This is a genomic window from Polaribacter sp. KT 15 (genome assembly GCF_900143115.1).
Lineage (GTDB): Bacteria > Bacteroidota > Bacteroidia > Flavobacteriales > Flavobacteriaceae > Polaribacter > Polaribacter marinaquae.
Window position 1 is genome coordinate 1568524 of sequence record NZ_LT670850.1, and the last position, 18162, is coordinate 1586685.

Genomic DNA, 18162 nt, shown 5'->3' on the forward strand with positions numbered 1-18162 from the left:
TATATTATTTTATTAAAGAAAAAGAACCTTTATATTTTTTACCATTTTTTAAAGTTATTAAATACCAATATGAATTTGGTATTGATAGTTTACCATTAATGTTTCCATTCCAACCAATACTGATATTAGGTTTTGCTATTAATTTACCAAACCTATCATAGATTAAAATTTCATTAATTTGAGAGTTGTTTTGTATTACCCAAAAGTCATTTAAACCATCGTTATTTGGTGTAAAATAATTTGGAATTTCTAAATCTGAATTGATATTAACTTTAAAACTAGTTTCATTAGAACAAGCAGCATTAGAAGAGTCTTCATTGTAAATATAAACTGTTTGCGATGTATTTAAGAAATCTCCTGCATTTAGCTTTGTACCATTTCCATTTGATTGAGTATAATAATTTCCATTGGTTAGTTCTGGTAGTAAATAATTATTATTTATTGTAACATCGCTTAAATTATCTACTAAAGGTTTTTGTGTTATTATAACTTTAAAACTAGTTTCATTAAAACAAGCATTATTAGAAGGATCTTCGTTATAAATATAAATTGTTTGTGAATTATATAAAAAATCACCTGCATTTAACTTTGTACCATTTCCATTAGATTGTGTATAAAAACTACCATTAGTTAAATTTGGAAGTTCAAAACTATTACACTCATTAACATCATTTAACGTATCTACATCAATTTTACAATCTAACTTAGCACATTCTGCTTCATTTAAAACAAAGGTGCTTTGTGCATCTTTTGTTATTGAACCCATTGGATCTGAATTGTAATAACTAACGTCATCTACATAAACGCATTTTAAATTTACATTATCTTGTATTTCTAAAAAAGAGGCTGCATTAGATATTAAGTTAGCTTGATTTCTTAAATCAAGTTCAGAAATTAGTGTACTATTAACATGTAAACCATCTAAAATATTATTTGGTGGAAGAGATAATTTTGTCAAGGGATTATTTGAACAATTCAATTCGAATAATTTATCGTTTATAGTTAAATCTAATTCTGATATTTTATTAAAACTTAAATGCAAGTATGTTAAATTTAGATTATTTGAAGTATTTAATGCTGAAATATTGGTGTTTGAAGAACTGAATAAAGTAAGCTTTTTATTTTTAGAAAGTTCTATAGTTGAAACATTAGTATTAGAAATATCTAGTTGTTCTAAATTTAAATTTTTAGATACATCTATTTTTGTAAGAGGATTGTATCCTGTAAATAAATCTATTAAATTTATGTTGTTAGAAACATCAATAGATAGAATATTGTTGTTGTTTGAATAAAGTGTTTTCAAATTTATTAAAGATGACAAATCTATATTTGATACATTGTTTTGAGTAAATTGTAAATCCTCTAAAGAAATAAAGTCTTGAATACCTGTTAAATCAGATATGTTTTCATTTGTAATATTAAGGTTTTTAATAGTATTAATATTGGCTGTAGGTACATAATTATCTAAACTACCAGAATCATAGCCTAAGTCAATAAGCTTTTGTTCAAAATTATCATCTGGTACATATGTTAAATTTTTAAAAACACTACAATTATCACTGTAAACAGTATTATCGTCAATATCCGTCCAATTAGTAATACTATAAGATTTATTATCTACTTGTAAGCATTTTAATTCTGAATTATTAGAACAAAAAAAAGTATTAATATTTGTATTGTTGTTATTTTTTAAATTGATGTTTTCTATAATTCCGTGACTTAAATTTATATCTAAAAGTTTTTCATTATATCTTAAATCTATTTTGGTAATAACTGTATTTCCAATTGTTAAATCTTTTAATTTTAGATTATTTTTTAGGTCAATTGAAGAAATATCAACTACAACTAAACGTAGTGTTTCTAGCTCTGTATTTTTAGAAAGGTCTATGTTTTTAAGTGAACCATTAGAGACAGATAGGTCTTTTAATTTTATATTTTTAGAAATATCTAGCTCTGTAACTTCATATATTTCTATAGATAAACGAGTAAGAGCAGTGAACCCATCTATACCTACAAAGTTTTTAATTGAAGAATCATCTATAAATAATTCAGTTACTGAATTTATATTATTTGTTGGTACAAAATCATCTAAAGGTCCAGAATCGTACCCAAAATCAATAAGTAATTGTTCAAAATTATCATCAGGTACATATGTGTTTTGTGAACAGATGTTTATACTAACAAAAATTAAAATGAAAAGAAACTTCATTTTTTTCATAAGCAATTATAATACATTTAAAATTACAGAAAATTCATTTTTACCCTTAGACAAACTCATGTTTTCTTCCGAAAATTTTTGATCTGTATAAGAAGTATATTGCGTTATTGGTTCTATACAAAGCATGTTGTCAACTTCTGTCCACAGCATAAAGTTATTAAAACCAATTGTGGTAATTTCTAAGTCGTTTTTATTGATGTTTTTTAACGTAATTTTTTCTGTACCTAATACCGGAAAAGCGTTTGAGCCAGCTTTATAAACATCTTTTAATGTAATTTTTTCTTTACCTGATTCTAAAATTTCTTTACCAGTATTAGATAATAAAAAAGCCGGATGATAGCCTAACATAAACGGCATTCCTTCTTCAGAATGTATAATAAAATCTATTTTTAGAATATCATTTTCTAAAGTAAAATGTTTTTCAAACGTAAAATTAAAAGGCCAATTAAGGTGTTCTTCTTTCGATTTAACAGGAAACTTGCTATTTGTAACTAAAGTATTTTTAATGTATTCTTTTTTAAATTTTGCAGAAGTTTCATCCGAAGAAATTAAATTATAATCTAATTCTCGTAACAAACCATGCTGATCTAAAATAGCGTCGCCATTTTTAGTATGTACTCTAAAATTATTTTTAACCGTAGGACCAATTACCGGAAACATTTCATCATCAGAATTACGCCAACCTTTATTTCCTTTTTGATGTATAAATTCTTGGTTATTTTTTATAAAACTGATTAACTCTCCTTTTTCTATTACAACAGTAGAAAAATTGTTTTGTAAGATTACCTTGGTTTTCATTTGCATAAATAATTTGTGTAAAAATAGTATAAATTTGACTCTTTTTTTTTAGTGAATTCATCTTAGTTTTTTGTAACTTGTGGCACTTATTTAAAAATAAAACAAGCAAGATTTATGGCGGCAGATAAAGAAAAAGCAGCAAAACTTAAAGCACTTCAACTTACTCTAGATAAGCTAGATAAGACATATGGTAAAGGTTCTGTAATGAAATTAGGTGATGTAGTTACAGAAGATATAGATGCAATTTCATCTGGTTCTTTAGGTTTAGATTTGGCTTTAGGCGTAGGTGGTTATCCAAGAGGTAGAGTTATAGAAATTTACGGACCAGAATCTTCTGGTAAAACAACTTTAACATTACACGCAATTGCAGAAGCACAAAAAGCTGGTGGTATTGCAGCTTTTATTGATGCAGAACACGCATTCGATAAATTTTATGCAGAAAACTTAGGTGTAGATATAGATAATTTAATAATTTCTCAACCAGACCATGGTGAGCAAGCATTAGAAATTGCAGAAAACTTAATTCGTTCTGGTGCAATTGATATTGTTGTTATTGATTCTGTAGCAGCATTAACACCAAAATCTGAAATAGAAGGAGAAATGGGAGATTCTAAAATGGGTCTTCATGCACGTTTAATGTCGCAAGCATTACGTAAATTAACAGGTACTATTTCTAAAACAAAATGTACAGTTATATTTATTAACCAATTAAGAGAAAAAATTGGTGTAATGTTTGGTAACCCAGAAACAACAACGGGTGGTAATGCATTAAAGTTTTATGCTTCTGTTAGATTAGATATTAGAAGAAGAACACAAATTAAAGACGGAGACCGAGTTATTGGTAACAGTACAAAGGTTAAAATTGTTAAAAATAAAGTTGCACCACCTTTTCAAATTACAGAGTTTGATATTATGTATGGGCAAGGAATATCTAAAGTTGGTGAAATTTTAGATATTGGTGTAGATTTAGGTATTGTTAAGAAAAGTGGATCTTGGTTTAGTTACGGAGAGACAAAATTAGGTCAAGGTAGAGATGCCGTGAAAGGTTTAATTAAAGACAATCCTGAATTAGCAGAAGAACTTGAAGGTAAAATAAAAGTTGCTATCGAAAATCAAGAATAAGTTTATTTAAAAGTTCTAACTATTATAAACTGCCATAGAATTAATCAATCTATGGCAGTTTTTTATTATATTTAATTGTTATGATTAAAATTACAGAAGATCTTACATTAAAAAATATTTTACTTTCTGATGCAGAGGTTTTATATACCTTAATGAAAACAGTATATCCGTCTGCATACAGTCATTTTTGGAAAGATAAAGGAGATTGGTATGTTAACTCTCAATATTCTAAAGAAAACCTAGAACAAGAGCTTTTACAAGAGAATTCTTCTTATTACTTTATCTGTTGTAAGAATGAAGTAGTTGGAAATATCAGAATTATTTGGGATGAAAACTTAGAAGGTTTATCCGAAGAAAAACAAGTAAAATTACATAGATTATATCTTCATAAAAAAACTCAAGGCAAAGGTTTTGGTAAAAAAATAGTAAATTGGTTAGAAAACTTAGCAATACAAAAAGAGTATGCCATTTTATGGCTAGACGCTATGAATATGCAAGAACAAGCGTTTCAGTTTTATAAAAAATTAGGTTATAAATACCATTCACATACTTTTTTACCTTTCGAATTATTACAAGACGATGTAAGAAAAATGAGCCAAGTTTATAAGCTTTTATAATCTTAATTTATTCTTTAGAAAGAATTTTTACCAACCATAAAATAAAGTAAGCACCAATACCTAAACCTGCAAATAAAACAAGAAGTACAAATAGAATTCTAATGTTTTTTGCCGAAAATTGTGTTTTTGTACTTAACCATTCACATACACCTAAAATCATAATTTAAATTTATTTAGTTTACTTATTATCCTTTAAAAGGAGGAGTTTCTCGAACTAATCGTTCTATTTCTTTAACAATTTCAATTCTACTTTTAGATTTTAATTCGAAATGTAAATTTTCCCAATCTGCATCAAAAGAAACTTCTTTAGATTTAGAGTTAATGATTTCTTTTAAATTAAGGACTCTTAAATAAAAGTATCCGTTTACATCATTTTCTGGTCTATAATCTAAATTTATAGCACGCTTTAAACTGTAATTATTTAGATGTAATAAAGAGCTAGAATCTAGGTAATGCATGGTTTCTATAGAAGGATCAACTTCATAAAATAAATTCCATTCTACATGCCAACTATTTGTAATTCTTAAAGGCTGTAAATCTATTTCATCCATTTTAAACGCCTGTGCTTCCAAAACCTCCAGAACCTCTTTCTGTTTTGCTAAGTATATCTACTTCTTGCCAAACAACTCTTTCATGTTTTGCAATTACTAATTGAGCAATTCTTTCACCATCATTTACAATAAAATCTTCATTAGAAAGATTTACTAAAATTACACCGATTTCTCCTCTGTAATCTGCATCTACTGTACCAGGAGAATTTAATACGGTAATTCCTTTTTTTGCCGCCAAACCACTTCTAGGTCTAACTTGTGCTTCAAAACCGATTGGTAAGGCTATAAATAAGCCAGTTTTAATAATGGCTCTTTCTAAAGGTTTTAGTGTTATTGCTTCTTCTATATTAGCTTTTAAATCCATACCAGCAGCACCATTTGTTTCGTAATTTGGTGTAGCGTGTTTAGATTTGTTTATAATTTGTACGTTCATTTTTATTTATAAATTGAATAAGTAAGTTATTGTTTCTAAAAATTCTGATTTCCAAAACGATTCTGTATGCGTACCGTTTGCAGCAACTTTAGTTTTTATATTTTTTTGATTAAAACCATAATCTATTAATCTTTCGGCCATATTTTCTGTATCTGGCACCATAGAGCCACCTTCTTTATCGCCAACTAATAAATACAATTTTGTGTTTTTTAGGTTTGCGTTTTGTTCTGCAAAAGAATTTACTTTGTTAGAGAACCAAAAAGAAGTAGAAAGTGCACCAATTTTACCATATACTCTTGGATGTTTTAAACCGGTATAAAAAGAAATTAAACCGCCTAAAGAACTACCAATAATAGCTGTGTTTTCTGCAGTGGTTTTAGTTTTATAATTTTTATCTATGTATGGTTTTAAGGTATTTACCAAGAAATCTGAATAAACGTCTCCTTTACCGCCACCATATTTTGTGTTAGACCAAGGTGTGTATTCTTCAATTCTTTTTTCTCCGCCATTTTCTACACCCACAACAATAAAACCCTTTTTAGTTTTATTATATAAATTATCTAAAGTTTCATCCACTTCCCACTCGCCAGCAAAAGATGTTTTTGCATCAAATAGATTTTGAGCATCGTGCATGTAAATTACAGGATATTTATTTTTTGAAGTTGTATAATTTGGTGGTAAATACACCCAAACTTTATGTGAAATTGTATTTAGATTTTTAATAACAAATTCTTTCTCTAAAATAGAAACAGTACCTTTAGTTTCTGTTTGTTTTACAATTTTAACGTTAGATTTTTCTTTGGATTGTGATGCAACTTTACAAGATGTTATCAATAAAAAAACACTAAAAAGAATAGAGATTTGTATTTTCATAATAAAGTTTGAAGTCTTACAAATATAATAATTCATACTAGCATTCATCATTAGATAGTAAATTTCTTACTTTTGGGGCATAAAATTTATAAATAAATGAATAATCAGAAAAAAATAGCGGTTATAGGTGGAGGAAGTTGGGCAACTGCAATTGTGAAGATGCTTTCAGAAAATTTAGAAACTGTTGGTTGGTATATGCGAAGCAAATCTGCCATAGATCATATAAAAAAGAACAATCATAATCCTAATTATTTAAGATCTGCAGATGTATATGCAAGTCAGTTAGATTTATCTAGCGATATTAATAAAATGGTAGAAAACTACGATGTTTTAATTTTCGCTATTCCGTCTGCATTTTTAGTTGGTGAGTTAGAAAAATTAAAGAAATCGTTAAAAGGAAAAATAATTTTTTCTGCAATAAAAGGTATCGTTCCAGAGACTGGTTTAATAGTTGGCGAGCATTTTCATAATGTTTATGATATTCCTTATGAAAAAATTGGAGTTATTACAGGGCCTTGTCACGCAGAAGAAGTTGCTATGGAACGCTTGTCTTACTTAACAATTGCATGTCAAAACCAAGAAAATGCGAAGTTAATGAGCAAATCTCTTAAAAGTTGGTATATAAAAACTAAGATTTCTGATGACATTATTGGTACAGAATATGCCGCAATGTTAAAGAATATTTATGCAGTTGCTGCTGGTATTGCACATGGTTTGGGGTACGGAGATAATTTTCAATCTGTGTTAATGAGTAATGCGATTAGAGAAATGAAACGCTTTATTAAAAAAGTTCATAAAATGAAGCGAAACATTAATAACTCTGCTTATTTAGGTGATTTATTAGTTACAGGTTATTCTGTTTTTAGTAGAAACAGACAATTTGGTAATATGGTTGGTAAAGGTTACACTGTAAAATCTGCACAAATGGAAATGAGTATGGTTGCAGAGGGTTTTTATGCTACAAAAAGTGCTTTTAAAATGACAGCGCAAAACGGAGCAAACACACCAATTATTAATGCGGTTTACAACGTTTTATACAATAATAAAGACGCTAAAAAAGAATTTAAAAAGTTAACCAATAAATTAGATTAATTGTTTAATTTTGAACATTAGTATGTTATATTAAACAATAAGTATGAAAACAATACAGGAAGTTGTAGAAAGTACCATTAGAAAAACACCGTTTATTGAAGAGGCGTTGCATGAAAAATTAATAAATGTTTCTTCATTGGCTCGTATTATTTTACCAGAAGTATCTACTTTACTAAAAAAAGATGTTAAGGTTGGTGCAGTAATGATGGCAATTAACAGGCTTTCTCCTGCTAGCGAACTTCGTATTAGAAAGAATATAAAAAAGTTAGCTTTAGATTTGGGTGATGTAATTGTAAGATCAGATTTATGTGATTTTACATTTAAAAACACACCATCTCTTTTAAAAGAAATTGCAAAAATTCTAACGAAATCATCAGAAAATTCAGATTATTTCTTAACCGTTTCTCAAGGAATTTTCGAGACAAATATTGTTACAAGTAAAAATTTACAACCATTTGTAAACGAAATATTCGAAAAAGAAACGTTAATATCTAACGTATTGGATTTGGCTTCTATTACAATCAAGTTGCCAAAAGAAAACTTAGAACAATCGGGTATTTATTACTTTATCTTAAAACAATTAGCTTGGGCAGATATTCCGTTACAAGAAATTATTTCTACTACTAATGAAATGACAATTGTTGTAAAAGAGCAAGATATCAATCAAACTTTTGCCATTTTAATGGACATGAAATTGAACTAAAAAAAAGGCTTAAAGTGTAAACTTTAAGCCTTTTTTTATATTTTTTTCTTTCTTTCTATTGTTCGTTAGAAGTAACTAAAACATCTGGTCTTTGGTAAGAATTATTTGCTGGCATAATGTTATAAATTCTTTTTACCTTCATAGTCTCACCTGTAGGCACTCCGTTATCAAATAACATTACATCTACCCACTTGTAAAAAATTGTAAATCTATCTCCAATTAATCCTTCGTCAAATAAACTAATTTTACTTGGTGATGATTTCGCTTCATCGTGAAATACAATTGCTTCTCCGTTATTAAATTCAAATTTAAAGTTATCACTAACGTTTAAACCTTTAAAAGTAGCAGTTAAAGTTTTTTCGTTACTTGTTTTTGTAGTTTCTTGTGCATTTGTACTTTGTGCATTAAAAGATAAAATGGCAACAAATAAAAAGGCAACTGTTTGAGTAAATAATTTTTTCATAATTTCTAATATTTTAAAGTTTTTATTGATTGATGACAATTTTAATTATTGTCTTTCTTTATAGATTAAGGTTTTAAAATGTATCCTTTAATTCTGATACAAAGTAACGGCCTAATTACATTTTAGATTAACCCATATGTAAAAAACGTTAACCCAAAAAGAAAATACATTCAACAATTTTAACAAATTATACAACTGTATATCAGTATTTAAAAATGTTATCTTTTAAATGAGCACAAAAAAAAACCAGCATAAAGCCGGCTTTTCTTAATTAATTCAAAATAGTTCTAGTTCTGATAATTATAGTTTACTATAATTAAAAATTCTTTTAACTTTCATAGTTTTTCCTGTAGCTATACCTTGGTCATTAAATAAGTGTACATCTACCCATTTATAAGAAACTTTAATTCTTTCGCCTATTAAACCTTCATCCCAAAGGGTAATAGAACCTTTAAAAGATTGATCTTCATCATGAAAAACAATAGGATTTCCCTTGCTGTCTTCAAACTTAAAATTATCTGAAACCGTCATTCCTTTATAAATTGCAGTTATCGATTTTTCGTTTGATTGTGCATTAGAGCTCATACTAAATAAGCTTGTAATAATAAATACTATTAATAATGTAATTTTTTTCATCTGTATGTTTTTTAAGGTTGATGTTATTCTTGTTCATTAATAAGACAACTCTATTTAGAATTACCCTACTTTTGTTTTAAATTATTTTAAGTTGAAAACAAAAAGAACTCGAAAGACTTACGATTTTAATTAAGAAAAGGTTTTTTAAAAGTTCAATATTTAAATTTTTTCAAAATGAAAAAGCTCGATCCATACGCAGCATTAAGAATTAGAGAATTTAATATTTTCTTATTTGTACGTTTTTTATTGGTTTTTGGTTGGTCTATGCAGTTTATTGTAATCGAATGGCAAGTATATTCGATTACAAAAGACCCGTTATCTTTGGGTATTATTGGTTTAATGGAAATTATACCGGCATTTACAATGGCATTATTTGCGGGTCATATTGTAGATCAAAAAGAAAAAAGAAATCTATTAGCCTTATGTACAGCAGCATTTTCTTTAATTAGTTTAGGGTTATTTTTACTAACTACAGACAGTGTAATAAATAGCTGGTCTACCAACTCGATACTATATTCTATATATGGTTTGGTTTTTTTCGGTGGATTTTTAAGATCTTTTTTCGGACCAACTATATTTTCTTTAGTTGCCTTACTTGTTCCTAAAAATATTTATCATAATGCAGCAACCTGGAGCACAAGTACCTGGAAAACAGCTTCGGTTTCTGGTGCTTTAGCCGCAGGATTTTTAATAAGTTGGATTGGTGTAGACAAAACTCTTTGCTTAGTTTTTATTTTAGTAATTCTATCTTTAATTTTTACCTTTTTAATTAAAAAGAAACCGATTTTAAATAAAAAAATAGGTGAACCAATGAAAGAAAGTTTAAAGGCAGGAATTAGTTTTGTCTTTAAAAATAAAGCAATTTTAGGGGTTTTAACTTTAGACATGATTGCAGTATTATTTGGTGGTACAGTTGCTATTTTATCTGTATTTGCACAAGATGTTTTAAAAGTTGGTCCAGAAGGTTTTGGTATTTTAAACGCTTCTATTTCTATGGGAAGTATCGTAACAATGTTTTTAACAACATATATTCCTATTAATAAAAATACAGGTAAAAAAATGTTAGTATCTGTCTTTATTTTTGGACTTAGTATAATTGCCTTCGGATTATCTTCTATATTTTGGGTAAGTATTTTGGCGTTGTTTATAAGTGGTGCTGCAGACGGAATATCGATGGTTATTAGACAAACCATTTTACAGTTAAAAACACCAGACGATATGCGAGGTAGAGTTTCTTCTGTAAACTCTATGTTTGTTGGTTCTTCTAACGAATTAGGTGCTTTTGAGAGTGGTTTAGCTGCAAAACTTATTGGCCCAGTGGCGGCTGTAGTTTTTGGTGGAACAATGACTTTATTAACTGTTGGTGTAACCGCTTTAAAAAACCCTGTTTTAAGAGATTTAGATTTAACAGAAGAAATAGAAAACAATCAAAAAGAAGTTTAAAAAAAAGCCTTCTATTTACTAAAATAGAAGGCTTTTTTTTAAAAATAAATATTGGTAAACTAGTTAGGAATCTTTCTAAAATTACCTAAACTTAATGTCCAATCGTAATTATTAAATTCTAATTTTTTAGGTTTTTCTGATGTAATCTTGTAGTCGGCTAAAATTTGTCTTGCGCCACACAAACCACCAAAATCTGCTCTAAACCAAGAGAACAAAGAAACTGATTTGGCTGTTCTTGTATCTTTATTATAGGTAGTTTGTTCTTTTAAGTATTCCGTTGTCATAAAATCGAACTCTTTATCTAAACCTACTGGTGTAAACTTTGCTACTGGCGGACAACTTTTAGCACCGCAATTTAGTGCAAAATGAATTCTCCAATCAATATTTTTTACACGCAGTTTACGTTCCCATTTTGGTCTAAAATACTTTCTTAAATAACCCCAACTTAGTTTTATTCTAGATCTTCTTAAAATATCGTGTTCTATATCATCAAAAGATAAAATTTCGCCAGCAATTTTTACACGTTCTTTTTTAAAATATGCGCCTCTATCTTCATATTCTTTAGGGTTTTCTGTTAAAGATATTTGAATAAAAGAATTGTAAACATTAACCCAAAAAGCAATTTTTTGTTTGTCTGTTTTTAATTGTGTCACCAAATCTTCTAAAGTACTTTCTTCTAAAATTTTAACTTCTTTTGTATAGGATTTTCCAACCATAATATTTTGTAATAAATCTTGAGAAACCTCATTATAATTTATGTTATCTTGTGCAACAAGGTGAAAACTAAAAGCAAAAGCAAGTATTAAAAAAAACTGTTTCATATAAATTTACGTACGTTTAAATATGTTATTAAGTATTATTATTCCGGTATACAATGAGAAAGAAAACCTTCTAAAGAGGTTGTCGTTTTTATGTGAACAAGCTAACAAATTTCCTTTAGAAATTATTGTTTCTAACTCTCCAGAAACTACAGATGAAAGTCCGGAAGTTTGTAAAACTTTTTCTAAAGTTACATATTTTACAAGCGATAAAAAAGGAAGAGCAGCACAAATGAATTTTGGTGCAAAAAAGGCAAACGGTGATATTTTACTTTTTTTACATGCCGATGTTGCATTGCCAACTAATTTTTATTCAGAAATAATTACAGCATTAAACCAAGGAAATAAATCAGGTTTTTTTGCTTATAAATTTGATAAAGATTCTGCATTTTTAAACTTTAACAGCAAGTTTACAACCAAAGACGGCTTATTTGCGGGTGGCGGAGATCAATGCCAATTTTTTACCAAAGAAACATTTCATTATCTAAATGGTTTTAACGAACAGTTTTGTATAATGGAAGATTTTGAAATGATTGGTAGAGTTCGAAAACAAAAAATAAAATTTAAAATTATACAATCTAAGGCTACAGTTAGCGCTAGAAAATACGAACAGAACTCTTGGTTAAAAGTAAATTTAATAAACGGTTATGTGTTTTTACAATATAAATTAGGTGTATCACCAGTAAAGCTTCGAAAAACGTATAAAAGCCTTTTAAGAGAAAATGTATAAAAAAACCGCTTATTTGTAAAGCGGTTTCTATTATAAATTAGTTTACTAAAGTAAGTGAGGTTATCGATTTTACTTTCTTTTTTTCTCCGGTTAAATCTCCTTCTTCGTCCATTAATTCGATTTCTTTTTCTACCCAAGTAATTGTAAATTTCTTGTTTAGATTTTCATCATCATATAAACTTATTTCTACTTCTTCGATTACATCATAAAAAAGGATTTCTTTTTTATCAGCATCTATAAATTTAAAGAAATCATCGTTTGTAATTTCAATAAATGTAGCAGTTATTGTATTTTGAATATCAGAAAATTTAGTTGTAAAAGATAAAGCTGTAGCTATAAATAGCACGAATGCTACACTGTGTATTTTTTTCATTATTTTAAAATTTAAGTTTGTTCTTATTATTAATATAGTAGCTGTTCTTTTTTCTTAAAAGAACCTGCTTTTGCTGAGGTATAACTAACTATATGTTCATAAGCCTTAAAAATTAAATTTTGCTATAACAAATATATCTTTTTTTATTAATTGAAATTTAAAATTGATGTTAATTTTTCATCTAATTCTTTGCTATTTTTTTCTTTCTGATTTTCTGTCCAATTAAATTGATTTTCAAATAGTTGAATTACTAAATCTTTGTGTGTATAAACACTATTAGCATCAAAAAATAAACGACCCGTTCTACGCATAAAAAAGTCTGTTGGTGTGCAAGCCATTTCGTAATTTATAGCAAACCAAACTTCTGCTTTTATCATTTTTTCTTGCATATTATCGTGCATTAAATCGTCAAATTTTTGCAAGATAATATCTGTTTGTTTTCCGTAATTATGCACTAAATATTCAGCATCTTTTTGGTTAAAATCTACTTCTGCGATTCTGTTATAAATTGCATCTGTATAACTTCGTACTTCGCTAGAATCTTTAAAATCGCCACCATTAAGAACAATCTCTTTGGTTTTAATTTCATCAAAGTCTTTATCATATCTTCTTTTGTATTTTTTGGCAACTAAATCTACAATACGCTCTGCCATTTTTCTGTAACCAGTTAATTTACCACCAGCAATAGAAATTAGTTCTGTATCAGAAACAAAAATTTCATCTTTTCTAGACAATTCTGATGCAGATTTTCCTTCTTCATGAATTAAAGGTCTTAAACCTGCCCAAGAAGATTGTATATCTTCTAAAGAAATTTCTATATCTGGAAACATATTATTTACCGCAGATATTAAATAAGTTGCATCTACTAAACTTGTTTCTACGTTGTCTTTATCTTCTTGATAATTAGTGTCTGTGGTGCCAAAATAAGTAACTTTACCTCTTGGAATAGCAAACATCATTCTGCCATCTGGCACATCAAAATAAACAGATTGTTTTACTGGTAATTTATCATGAGCAACAACCAAATGTACGCCCTTTGTTAAGTGCAAACGTTTGCCTGTTTTAGAATGGTTGGTTTGTCTTAAAGTATCTACCCAAGGTCCTGTTGCATTTACTACATATTTTGCTTTAATTTCGTAATCTTCATTGGTAAAAATATCTTTTACTTTTGCGCCAACAACTTTATCGTCTTTATATACAAACTCTTTAGCTTCTGTATAATTAACAATTTTTGCATTGTAATTTAAAGCTGTTTTTAAGACTTCTAAAGTTAAACGAGCATCATCCGTTCTGTATTCTGCATAATAACCAGCACCATTTAATATACTTTCTGGTAAAAGAGGTTCTTTTTCTAAAGCTTCTTCTTTATCGAGCATTTTACGTTTGTCTTCACCTTCTACAGAAGCTAAAATATCGTAAACTTTTAATCCGATAGAAGTTAACCAAGAACCATAAGTGCCGCCATCTATTAAAGGTAAAATCATTTTTTCTGGTACAACTAAATGTGGTGCTAGTTTGTGTACAATTGCACGTTCTGTACCCACTTCTTTTACCAACCAAAAATCAAATTGCTTTAAGTAACGTAAGCCACCATGAATAAGTTTGGTAGATTTGCTGCTTGTGCCAGAGGCAAAGTCGTTTTTTTCTATTAAAGCAACTTTCATTCCTCTAGAAGCTGCATCTAAAGCAATTCCTGCACCTGTAATTCCGCCGCCAATTATCAAAATATCAAATTCAGTTTCTTTTAATTCTTTGATATTATTATTTCTGTTTAAGTAAGAAAAATTGGTCATAACTAAAGTTAAGTTTTAGATTAAAATTTAATAACGATATGATACAGCAAAATACGAAAAAGCGATTCATTAGATTTATGTTTTAGCTTTTTTTTAATAGTCTTTTTACTTGTTTTTATTTATTTTTATAGAAAAAATTAAATGGCAATATCAGATTTATATTCTAGCGGACAACACAAACAAGAAATTGGTCATTTTGCTAATATTGTAAAAATTGCAAGAGCAGATGGTAAAATTACAGACGGAGAAAAAGAGTTGTTAATAAGAGCAGGAAAAAACTTAAATATAACTTTAGAAGAGTTTTCTTTAATCTTAAACAACCCAGAAAAATACCCGATAAATCCGCCAATTAATTACGATGAAAGAATAGAGCGCTTGTATCGTTTAACAAAAATGATTTTGATTGATGGTGAAGCTAAATTGATAGAAATTGCATTAATGCGAAAAATAGCTGTTGGTCTACATTTTTCAATAAAAAGAGCAGAAAAAATTTGTGATGAAGCAATACATTTAGTTGCCAATAATAACAATTTAATCGATTTTATTATCGCTATTAAAAAAGTAGATAAAGATTAAAAATTAATCTAGTAAATGTGTTGGTAAGCCGTCTATACTTGTTTGATTTTTTTCTTTCCAGTATTTAGAAATTCCTTCTTTACCTTGTTCAGCTGCCCAATCATTTAACTCATTTCTTTCGCTTTTATATTCAAAAAACGGAATTGACATACCGCAAGAAGTTTGAGCAGATTCTACAGTAATATCAAATATCTGACGCGTTCCTGGAGTTTCTGGAAATAGATTAATTAAATTATTCCAAGAGGCATCTCCTTCTTTAATTTCTTTTCCTTTTCCGTATAAACGTAAAATGTTTGGTGCGCCTTCAAAAGCACAAAACATAATAGTAATTCTGTTGTTTTCTAATAAATGTGCTGCAGTTTCATTACCGCTTCCGGTAACATTTAACCATAAAACTCTATTTTCAGATACAACTCTAAAAGAATCCATACCTTTTGGAGATAAGTTAATTCTGCCAGAAGTTGGCGCAGTTGCTACAAAGAATATTTTTTGAACTTCAATAAATTTTTGAAGCCTCGAAGTTAATTTGGTGTAAAACTTAGACATTTTTAAAATCTTTTTAAAACACTAAATTACAAAATAACTACAGATAAAATGCTTAAGAAATTATTACCTTTAGCAATCTTAAACACTTTTATATGGAATATGGATTTTTATCAGTAATACCACCAATTGTAGCCATTATTTTGGCTTTAAGAACCAAGCAAGTTTACATTGCTTTGTTATTTGGTATTTGGTTTTCTTGGTTGATAATAGAAGGTTTTAATCCATTAAAAGGAACGCTTTCAATGATCGAAGGCATGGTAAACGTTTTTCAATCTAAAGGAAATACAAGAACCATAATATTTAGTGCTTTGGTTGGCGCATTGCTAATATTTATTCAATATTCTAGAGGAGTAGAAGGGTTTATAAATATTATCAACAGAAAACTTACCAAATTAGAAACTAAAAAAACAGGATACAGTAGAGTAATGGTGCAACTTTTAGCAACATTTACAGGTTTGTTGTTATTTGTAGAAACTAGTATTAGCTCTTTAACGGTTGGTACTTTGTACAGACCAATTTTTGATAAATTAAAAATCCCCAGAGAAAAATTAGCATACATCGCAGACTCTAGTTCTGCGCCGTCATCAATATTAATTCCTTTTAATGCTTGGGGAGCTTTTATAATGGGTTTGTTATTAACACAAGGAATCGATAAACCCTTTTCTGTAATGATTGCTGCAATTAAGTATAACTTCTATCCGTTATTAGCAATCGTTATTTTGATTTTTACCATTTTATCAAAAAAAGATATTGGTTTGATGAAAAAAGCAGAACAAAGAACCAAAGAAACAGGTAAATTAATGAACGAAGGTTCTAAACCAATGGTTTCTGATGAGGTAACTTCTTTTCCGCCAAAAGAAGGAATTCATGCAAAGGCATATAATATGATAGTGCCACTTTTGGTAATGGTTTTTATGATGCCAATTAACCTAATTTACACAGGTTGGGATGCAGTAAAAGAATCTACATCATTTTTAAATCATGCTTCACAAGCAATCGGAGAAGGTTCTGGTTCTTCTTCTGTTTTATATGCAGTAATTACGGCACTTTTAGTAGCAATTGTAATGTATATGATTCAAGGATTTTTAAAACCAAAAGAAGCAGTAAACTTAACTTTAAAAGGAATAAGTGAGCTAATGCCTTTGGCTTTATTAATGTTATTAGCATTTGCAATTGGTGACGCTTGTAAAGAATTAGAAACCGGAGTTTACGTAGCAAATGCCACTAAAGATTGGTTGTCTCCAGAATTATTACCTGCTGTAGTTTTTATTATAAGTTCTTTTATTGCATTTTCTACAGGAACTTCTTGGGGAACTTTTGCAATTATGTTGGCTATTTCTATACCAATGGCAAATATTCATGGTGCAGATATTACAATTGTTGTTGCTGCAACTTTAGGAGGAGGAATTTTTGGAGACCATTGTTCGCCAATTTCCGATACATCTATCATTTCTTCGATGTCGTCGGCAAGTGATCATATAGACCATGTAAAAACACAATTGCCTTATGCGTTAATAGGTGGTGTAATAACCGTTTTATTGTATTTAGCAATCGGGTTTTTAGGATGATGTTAAGAATCGCACAAACCCAAAAAAAATCACAAAATTTGAATTGATTATTGGTGTATTCTTATTGAGCTTTTTACGTTTAAATTTTTAAAAAAAATTATGAAAGAAAAGAATATTATCAAAAAAACTGGTAAAACGATTACTGATGGTGCAGATCAAATTTTTGAGTAATTTAAAAAAGGAGTCTCTAAAATAGGTGATTTAGGCACAAACACTAAAAACAAATTTATCGATTATGTAAAAGATGTTTTTAATGTATTACCACTTTTAGAAAAAGCAGGATTTAGAACTAATAGATTAATAGTTGATGTTTCAATTCCGCCAAAAGTAAGCATAAAGTATCTCAATAAAGATGTTGCTAATATTCATAAAATAGAAGCAGATTTTGATTAAAATAATTAATCAATTTTTTTAATTCGCTAAAATACCACGTTTTTTAATTTCGTCTATCATACGCAAAGCACCTTCTTTAATGGTGTTTTCTTTAAAGATAAACGTTTTTTCGTACAAAGTGTTTCCTTCAAAAAAAGTAACCTGAAAACGGTTGTTTAACTTAAATAATTCTGGTTGAATAAACTCGATCTTAGCAAAAGAATTTGCAGGAAGTTTTTCTAATTTTTTACGTAGTAAAGAAGTTGTTTTTGTATCAGAAAAACCTTGAGACACAATCACCATCATTTCTAAATCTACATTTTTATTATTGATAATATAAATGTTCCAATCGTTGGTGTTGTAAATATCATTAAACTCATAAACTACAGCCATTTCTACGCCTGTAACTTCTGGTATTTGAATGTCTTTTTTCATGA

At 28.5% G+C, this 18162-nt stretch carries 21 protein-coding genes; 8 read left to right on the top strand and 13 right to left on the bottom strand.

All coding sequences use genetic code 11. From position 1 onward, the window contains the following. Nucleotides 1–4: 4 nt before the first annotated feature. Entirely contained in the window at nucleotides 5–2209 is a 2205-nt protein-coding gene (locus B5464_RS07025) for a T9SS type B sorting domain-containing protein (RefSeq protein ID WP_172830870.1), read from the bottom strand. A gap of 15 nt (nucleotides 2210–2224) precedes the next feature. Continuing rightward, nucleotides 2225–3016 carry an aldose 1-epimerase gene (locus tag B5464_RS07030; RefSeq protein ID WP_079737795.1) on the bottom strand — a complete coding sequence of 264 codons (792 nt, stop codon included), beginning with the start codon at nucleotides 3014–3016 and terminating at the stop codon, nucleotides 2225–2227. Between the two features lie 114 nt (nucleotides 3017–3130). Here B5464_RS07030 and recA point away from each other — a divergent pair, with 114 nt between their 5' ends. Beyond that, on the top strand, nucleotides 3131–4138 hold the full coding sequence (gene recA / locus B5464_RS07035) for a recombinase RecA (RefSeq protein ID WP_077810676.1): 1008 nt from the start codon (nucleotides 3131–3133) through the stop codon (nucleotides 4136–4138). An 80-nt stretch (nucleotides 4139–4218) separates the two neighbouring features. After that, the gene (locus tag B5464_RS07040) at nucleotides 4219–4755 is read left to right on the top strand and encodes a GNAT family N-acetyltransferase (protein ID WP_079737796.1); all 537 of its coding nucleotides are present in this window, start codon (nucleotides 4219–4221) and stop codon (nucleotides 4753–4755) included. A gap of 7 nt (nucleotides 4756–4762) precedes the next feature. On the opposite strand, the gene B5464_RS07045 is transcribed toward B5464_RS07040, so the two are convergent. The 4 genes from B5464_RS07045 to B5464_RS07060 are packed head-to-tail and all read right to left on the bottom strand — an operon-like array spanning nucleotide 4763 to nucleotide 6612. Beyond that, nucleotides 4763–4915 carry a PspC domain-containing protein gene (locus tag B5464_RS07045; RefSeq protein WP_077810678.1) on the bottom strand — a complete coding sequence of 51 codons (153 nt, stop codon included), beginning with the start codon at nucleotides 4913–4915 and terminating at the stop codon, nucleotides 4763–4765. A gap of 25 nt (nucleotides 4916–4940) precedes the next feature. After that, nucleotides 4941–5306 (bottom strand): hypothetical protein, encoded by a 366-nt coding sequence (locus B5464_RS07050; protein WP_079737797.1) that lies wholly within the window; start codon nucleotides 5304–5306, stop codon nucleotides 4941–4943. 1 nt (nucleotide 5307) lies between these two features. Further along, nucleotides 5308–5739 carry a dUTP diphosphatase gene (dut, locus tag B5464_RS07055; protein WP_079737798.1) on the bottom strand — a complete coding sequence of 144 codons (432 nt, stop codon included), beginning with the start codon at nucleotides 5737–5739 and terminating at the stop codon, nucleotides 5308–5310. 6 nt (nucleotides 5740–5745) lie between these two features. After that, on the bottom strand, nucleotides 5746–6612 hold the full coding sequence (locus tag B5464_RS07060; RefSeq protein ID WP_079737799.1) for an alpha/beta hydrolase: 867 nt from the start codon (nucleotides 6610–6612) through the stop codon (nucleotides 5746–5748). Nucleotides 6613–6708: 96 nt separating this feature from the next. Here B5464_RS07060 and B5464_RS07065 point away from each other — a divergent pair, with 96 nt between their 5' ends. After that, the gene (locus tag B5464_RS07065; RefSeq protein WP_077810682.1) at nucleotides 6709–7704 is read left to right on the top strand and encodes an NAD(P)H-dependent glycerol-3-phosphate dehydrogenase; all 996 of its coding nucleotides are present in this window, start codon (nucleotides 6709–6711) and stop codon (nucleotides 7702–7704) included. Nucleotides 7705–7747: 43 nt separating this feature from the next. Next, nucleotides 7748–8407, top strand: coding sequence for a hypothetical protein (locus tag B5464_RS07070; protein WP_077810683.1), 660 nt, complete (start codon nucleotides 7748–7750; stop codon nucleotides 8405–8407). Nucleotides 8408–8462: 55 nt separating this feature from the next. On the opposite strand, the gene B5464_RS07075 is transcribed toward B5464_RS07070, so the two are convergent. Both B5464_RS07075 and B5464_RS07080 read right to left on the bottom strand, forming a co-directional pair. Further along, a complete protein-coding gene (locus tag B5464_RS07075) occupies nucleotides 8463–8870 on the bottom strand; it encodes a hypothetical protein (RefSeq protein ID WP_079737800.1) in 408 nt (135 codons plus the stop codon). Between the two features lie 300 nt (nucleotides 8871–9170). Continuing rightward, the gene (locus B5464_RS07080; RefSeq protein WP_154066949.1) at nucleotides 9171–9506 is read right to left on the bottom strand and encodes a hypothetical protein; all 336 of its coding nucleotides are present in this window, start codon (nucleotides 9504–9506) and stop codon (nucleotides 9171–9173) included. Nucleotides 9507–9680: 174 nt separating this feature from the next. Here B5464_RS07080 and B5464_RS07085 point away from each other — a divergent pair, with 174 nt between their 5' ends. Further along, complete coding sequence (locus B5464_RS07085; protein ID WP_079737802.1) at nucleotides 9681–10949, top strand: MFS transporter; 1269 nt, start codon at nucleotides 9681–9683, stop codon at nucleotides 10947–10949. Nucleotides 10950–11008: 59 nt separating this feature from the next. Here B5464_RS07085 and B5464_RS07090 read toward each other — a convergent pair whose 3' ends face one another. Next, nucleotides 11009–11770, bottom strand: coding sequence for a DUF547 domain-containing protein (locus B5464_RS07090; protein ID WP_079737803.1), 762 nt, complete (start codon nucleotides 11768–11770; stop codon nucleotides 11009–11011). Between the two features lie 22 nt (nucleotides 11771–11792). Here B5464_RS07090 and B5464_RS07095 point away from each other — a divergent pair, with 22 nt between their 5' ends. Continuing rightward, nucleotides 11793–12497 (top strand): TIGR04283 family arsenosugar biosynthesis glycosyltransferase, encoded by a 705-nt coding sequence (locus B5464_RS07095; protein ID WP_079737804.1) that lies wholly within the window; start codon nucleotides 11793–11795, stop codon nucleotides 12495–12497. Between the two features lie 37 nt (nucleotides 12498–12534). Here the strand turns inward: B5464_RS07095 and B5464_RS07100 are convergent, their stop codons facing one another. Further along, nucleotides 12535–12870 carry a hypothetical protein gene (locus B5464_RS07100; RefSeq protein ID WP_079737805.1) on the bottom strand — a complete coding sequence of 112 codons (336 nt, stop codon included), beginning with the start codon at nucleotides 12868–12870 and terminating at the stop codon, nucleotides 12535–12537. 146 nt (nucleotides 12871–13016) lie between these two features. Continuing rightward, nucleotides 13017–14663 carry a glycerol-3-phosphate dehydrogenase/oxidase gene (locus tag B5464_RS07105; protein ID WP_079737806.1) on the bottom strand — a complete coding sequence of 549 codons (1647 nt, stop codon included), beginning with the start codon at nucleotides 14661–14663 and terminating at the stop codon, nucleotides 13017–13019. A gap of 141 nt (nucleotides 14664–14804) precedes the next feature. Between B5464_RS07105 and B5464_RS07110 the strand changes: the two genes are divergently transcribed. Next, on the top strand, nucleotides 14805–15239 hold the full coding sequence (locus tag B5464_RS07110; RefSeq protein WP_079737807.1) for a hypothetical protein: 435 nt from the start codon (nucleotides 14805–14807) through the stop codon (nucleotides 15237–15239). Nucleotides 15240–15242: 3 nt separating this feature from the next. Here B5464_RS07110 and B5464_RS07115 read toward each other — a convergent pair whose 3' ends face one another. After that, nucleotides 15243–15785 carry a pyridoxamine 5'-phosphate oxidase family protein gene (locus tag B5464_RS07115; RefSeq protein WP_079737808.1) on the bottom strand — a complete coding sequence of 181 codons (543 nt, stop codon included), beginning with the start codon at nucleotides 15783–15785 and terminating at the stop codon, nucleotides 15243–15245. 92 nt (nucleotides 15786–15877) lie between these two features. Between B5464_RS07115 and B5464_RS07120 the strand changes: the two genes are divergently transcribed. Beyond that, nucleotides 15878–17353 (top strand): Na+/H+ antiporter NhaC family protein, encoded by a 1476-nt coding sequence (locus tag B5464_RS07120; RefSeq protein ID WP_079737809.1) that lies wholly within the window; start codon nucleotides 15878–15880, stop codon nucleotides 17351–17353. A 411-nt stretch (nucleotides 17354–17764) separates the two neighbouring features. Here the strand turns inward: B5464_RS07120 and B5464_RS07130 are convergent, their stop codons facing one another. Next, a complete protein-coding gene (locus B5464_RS07130; protein WP_079737810.1) occupies nucleotides 17765–18160 on the bottom strand; it encodes a hypothetical protein in 396 nt (131 codons plus the stop codon). Nucleotides 18161–18162: the final 2 nt, after the last annotated feature.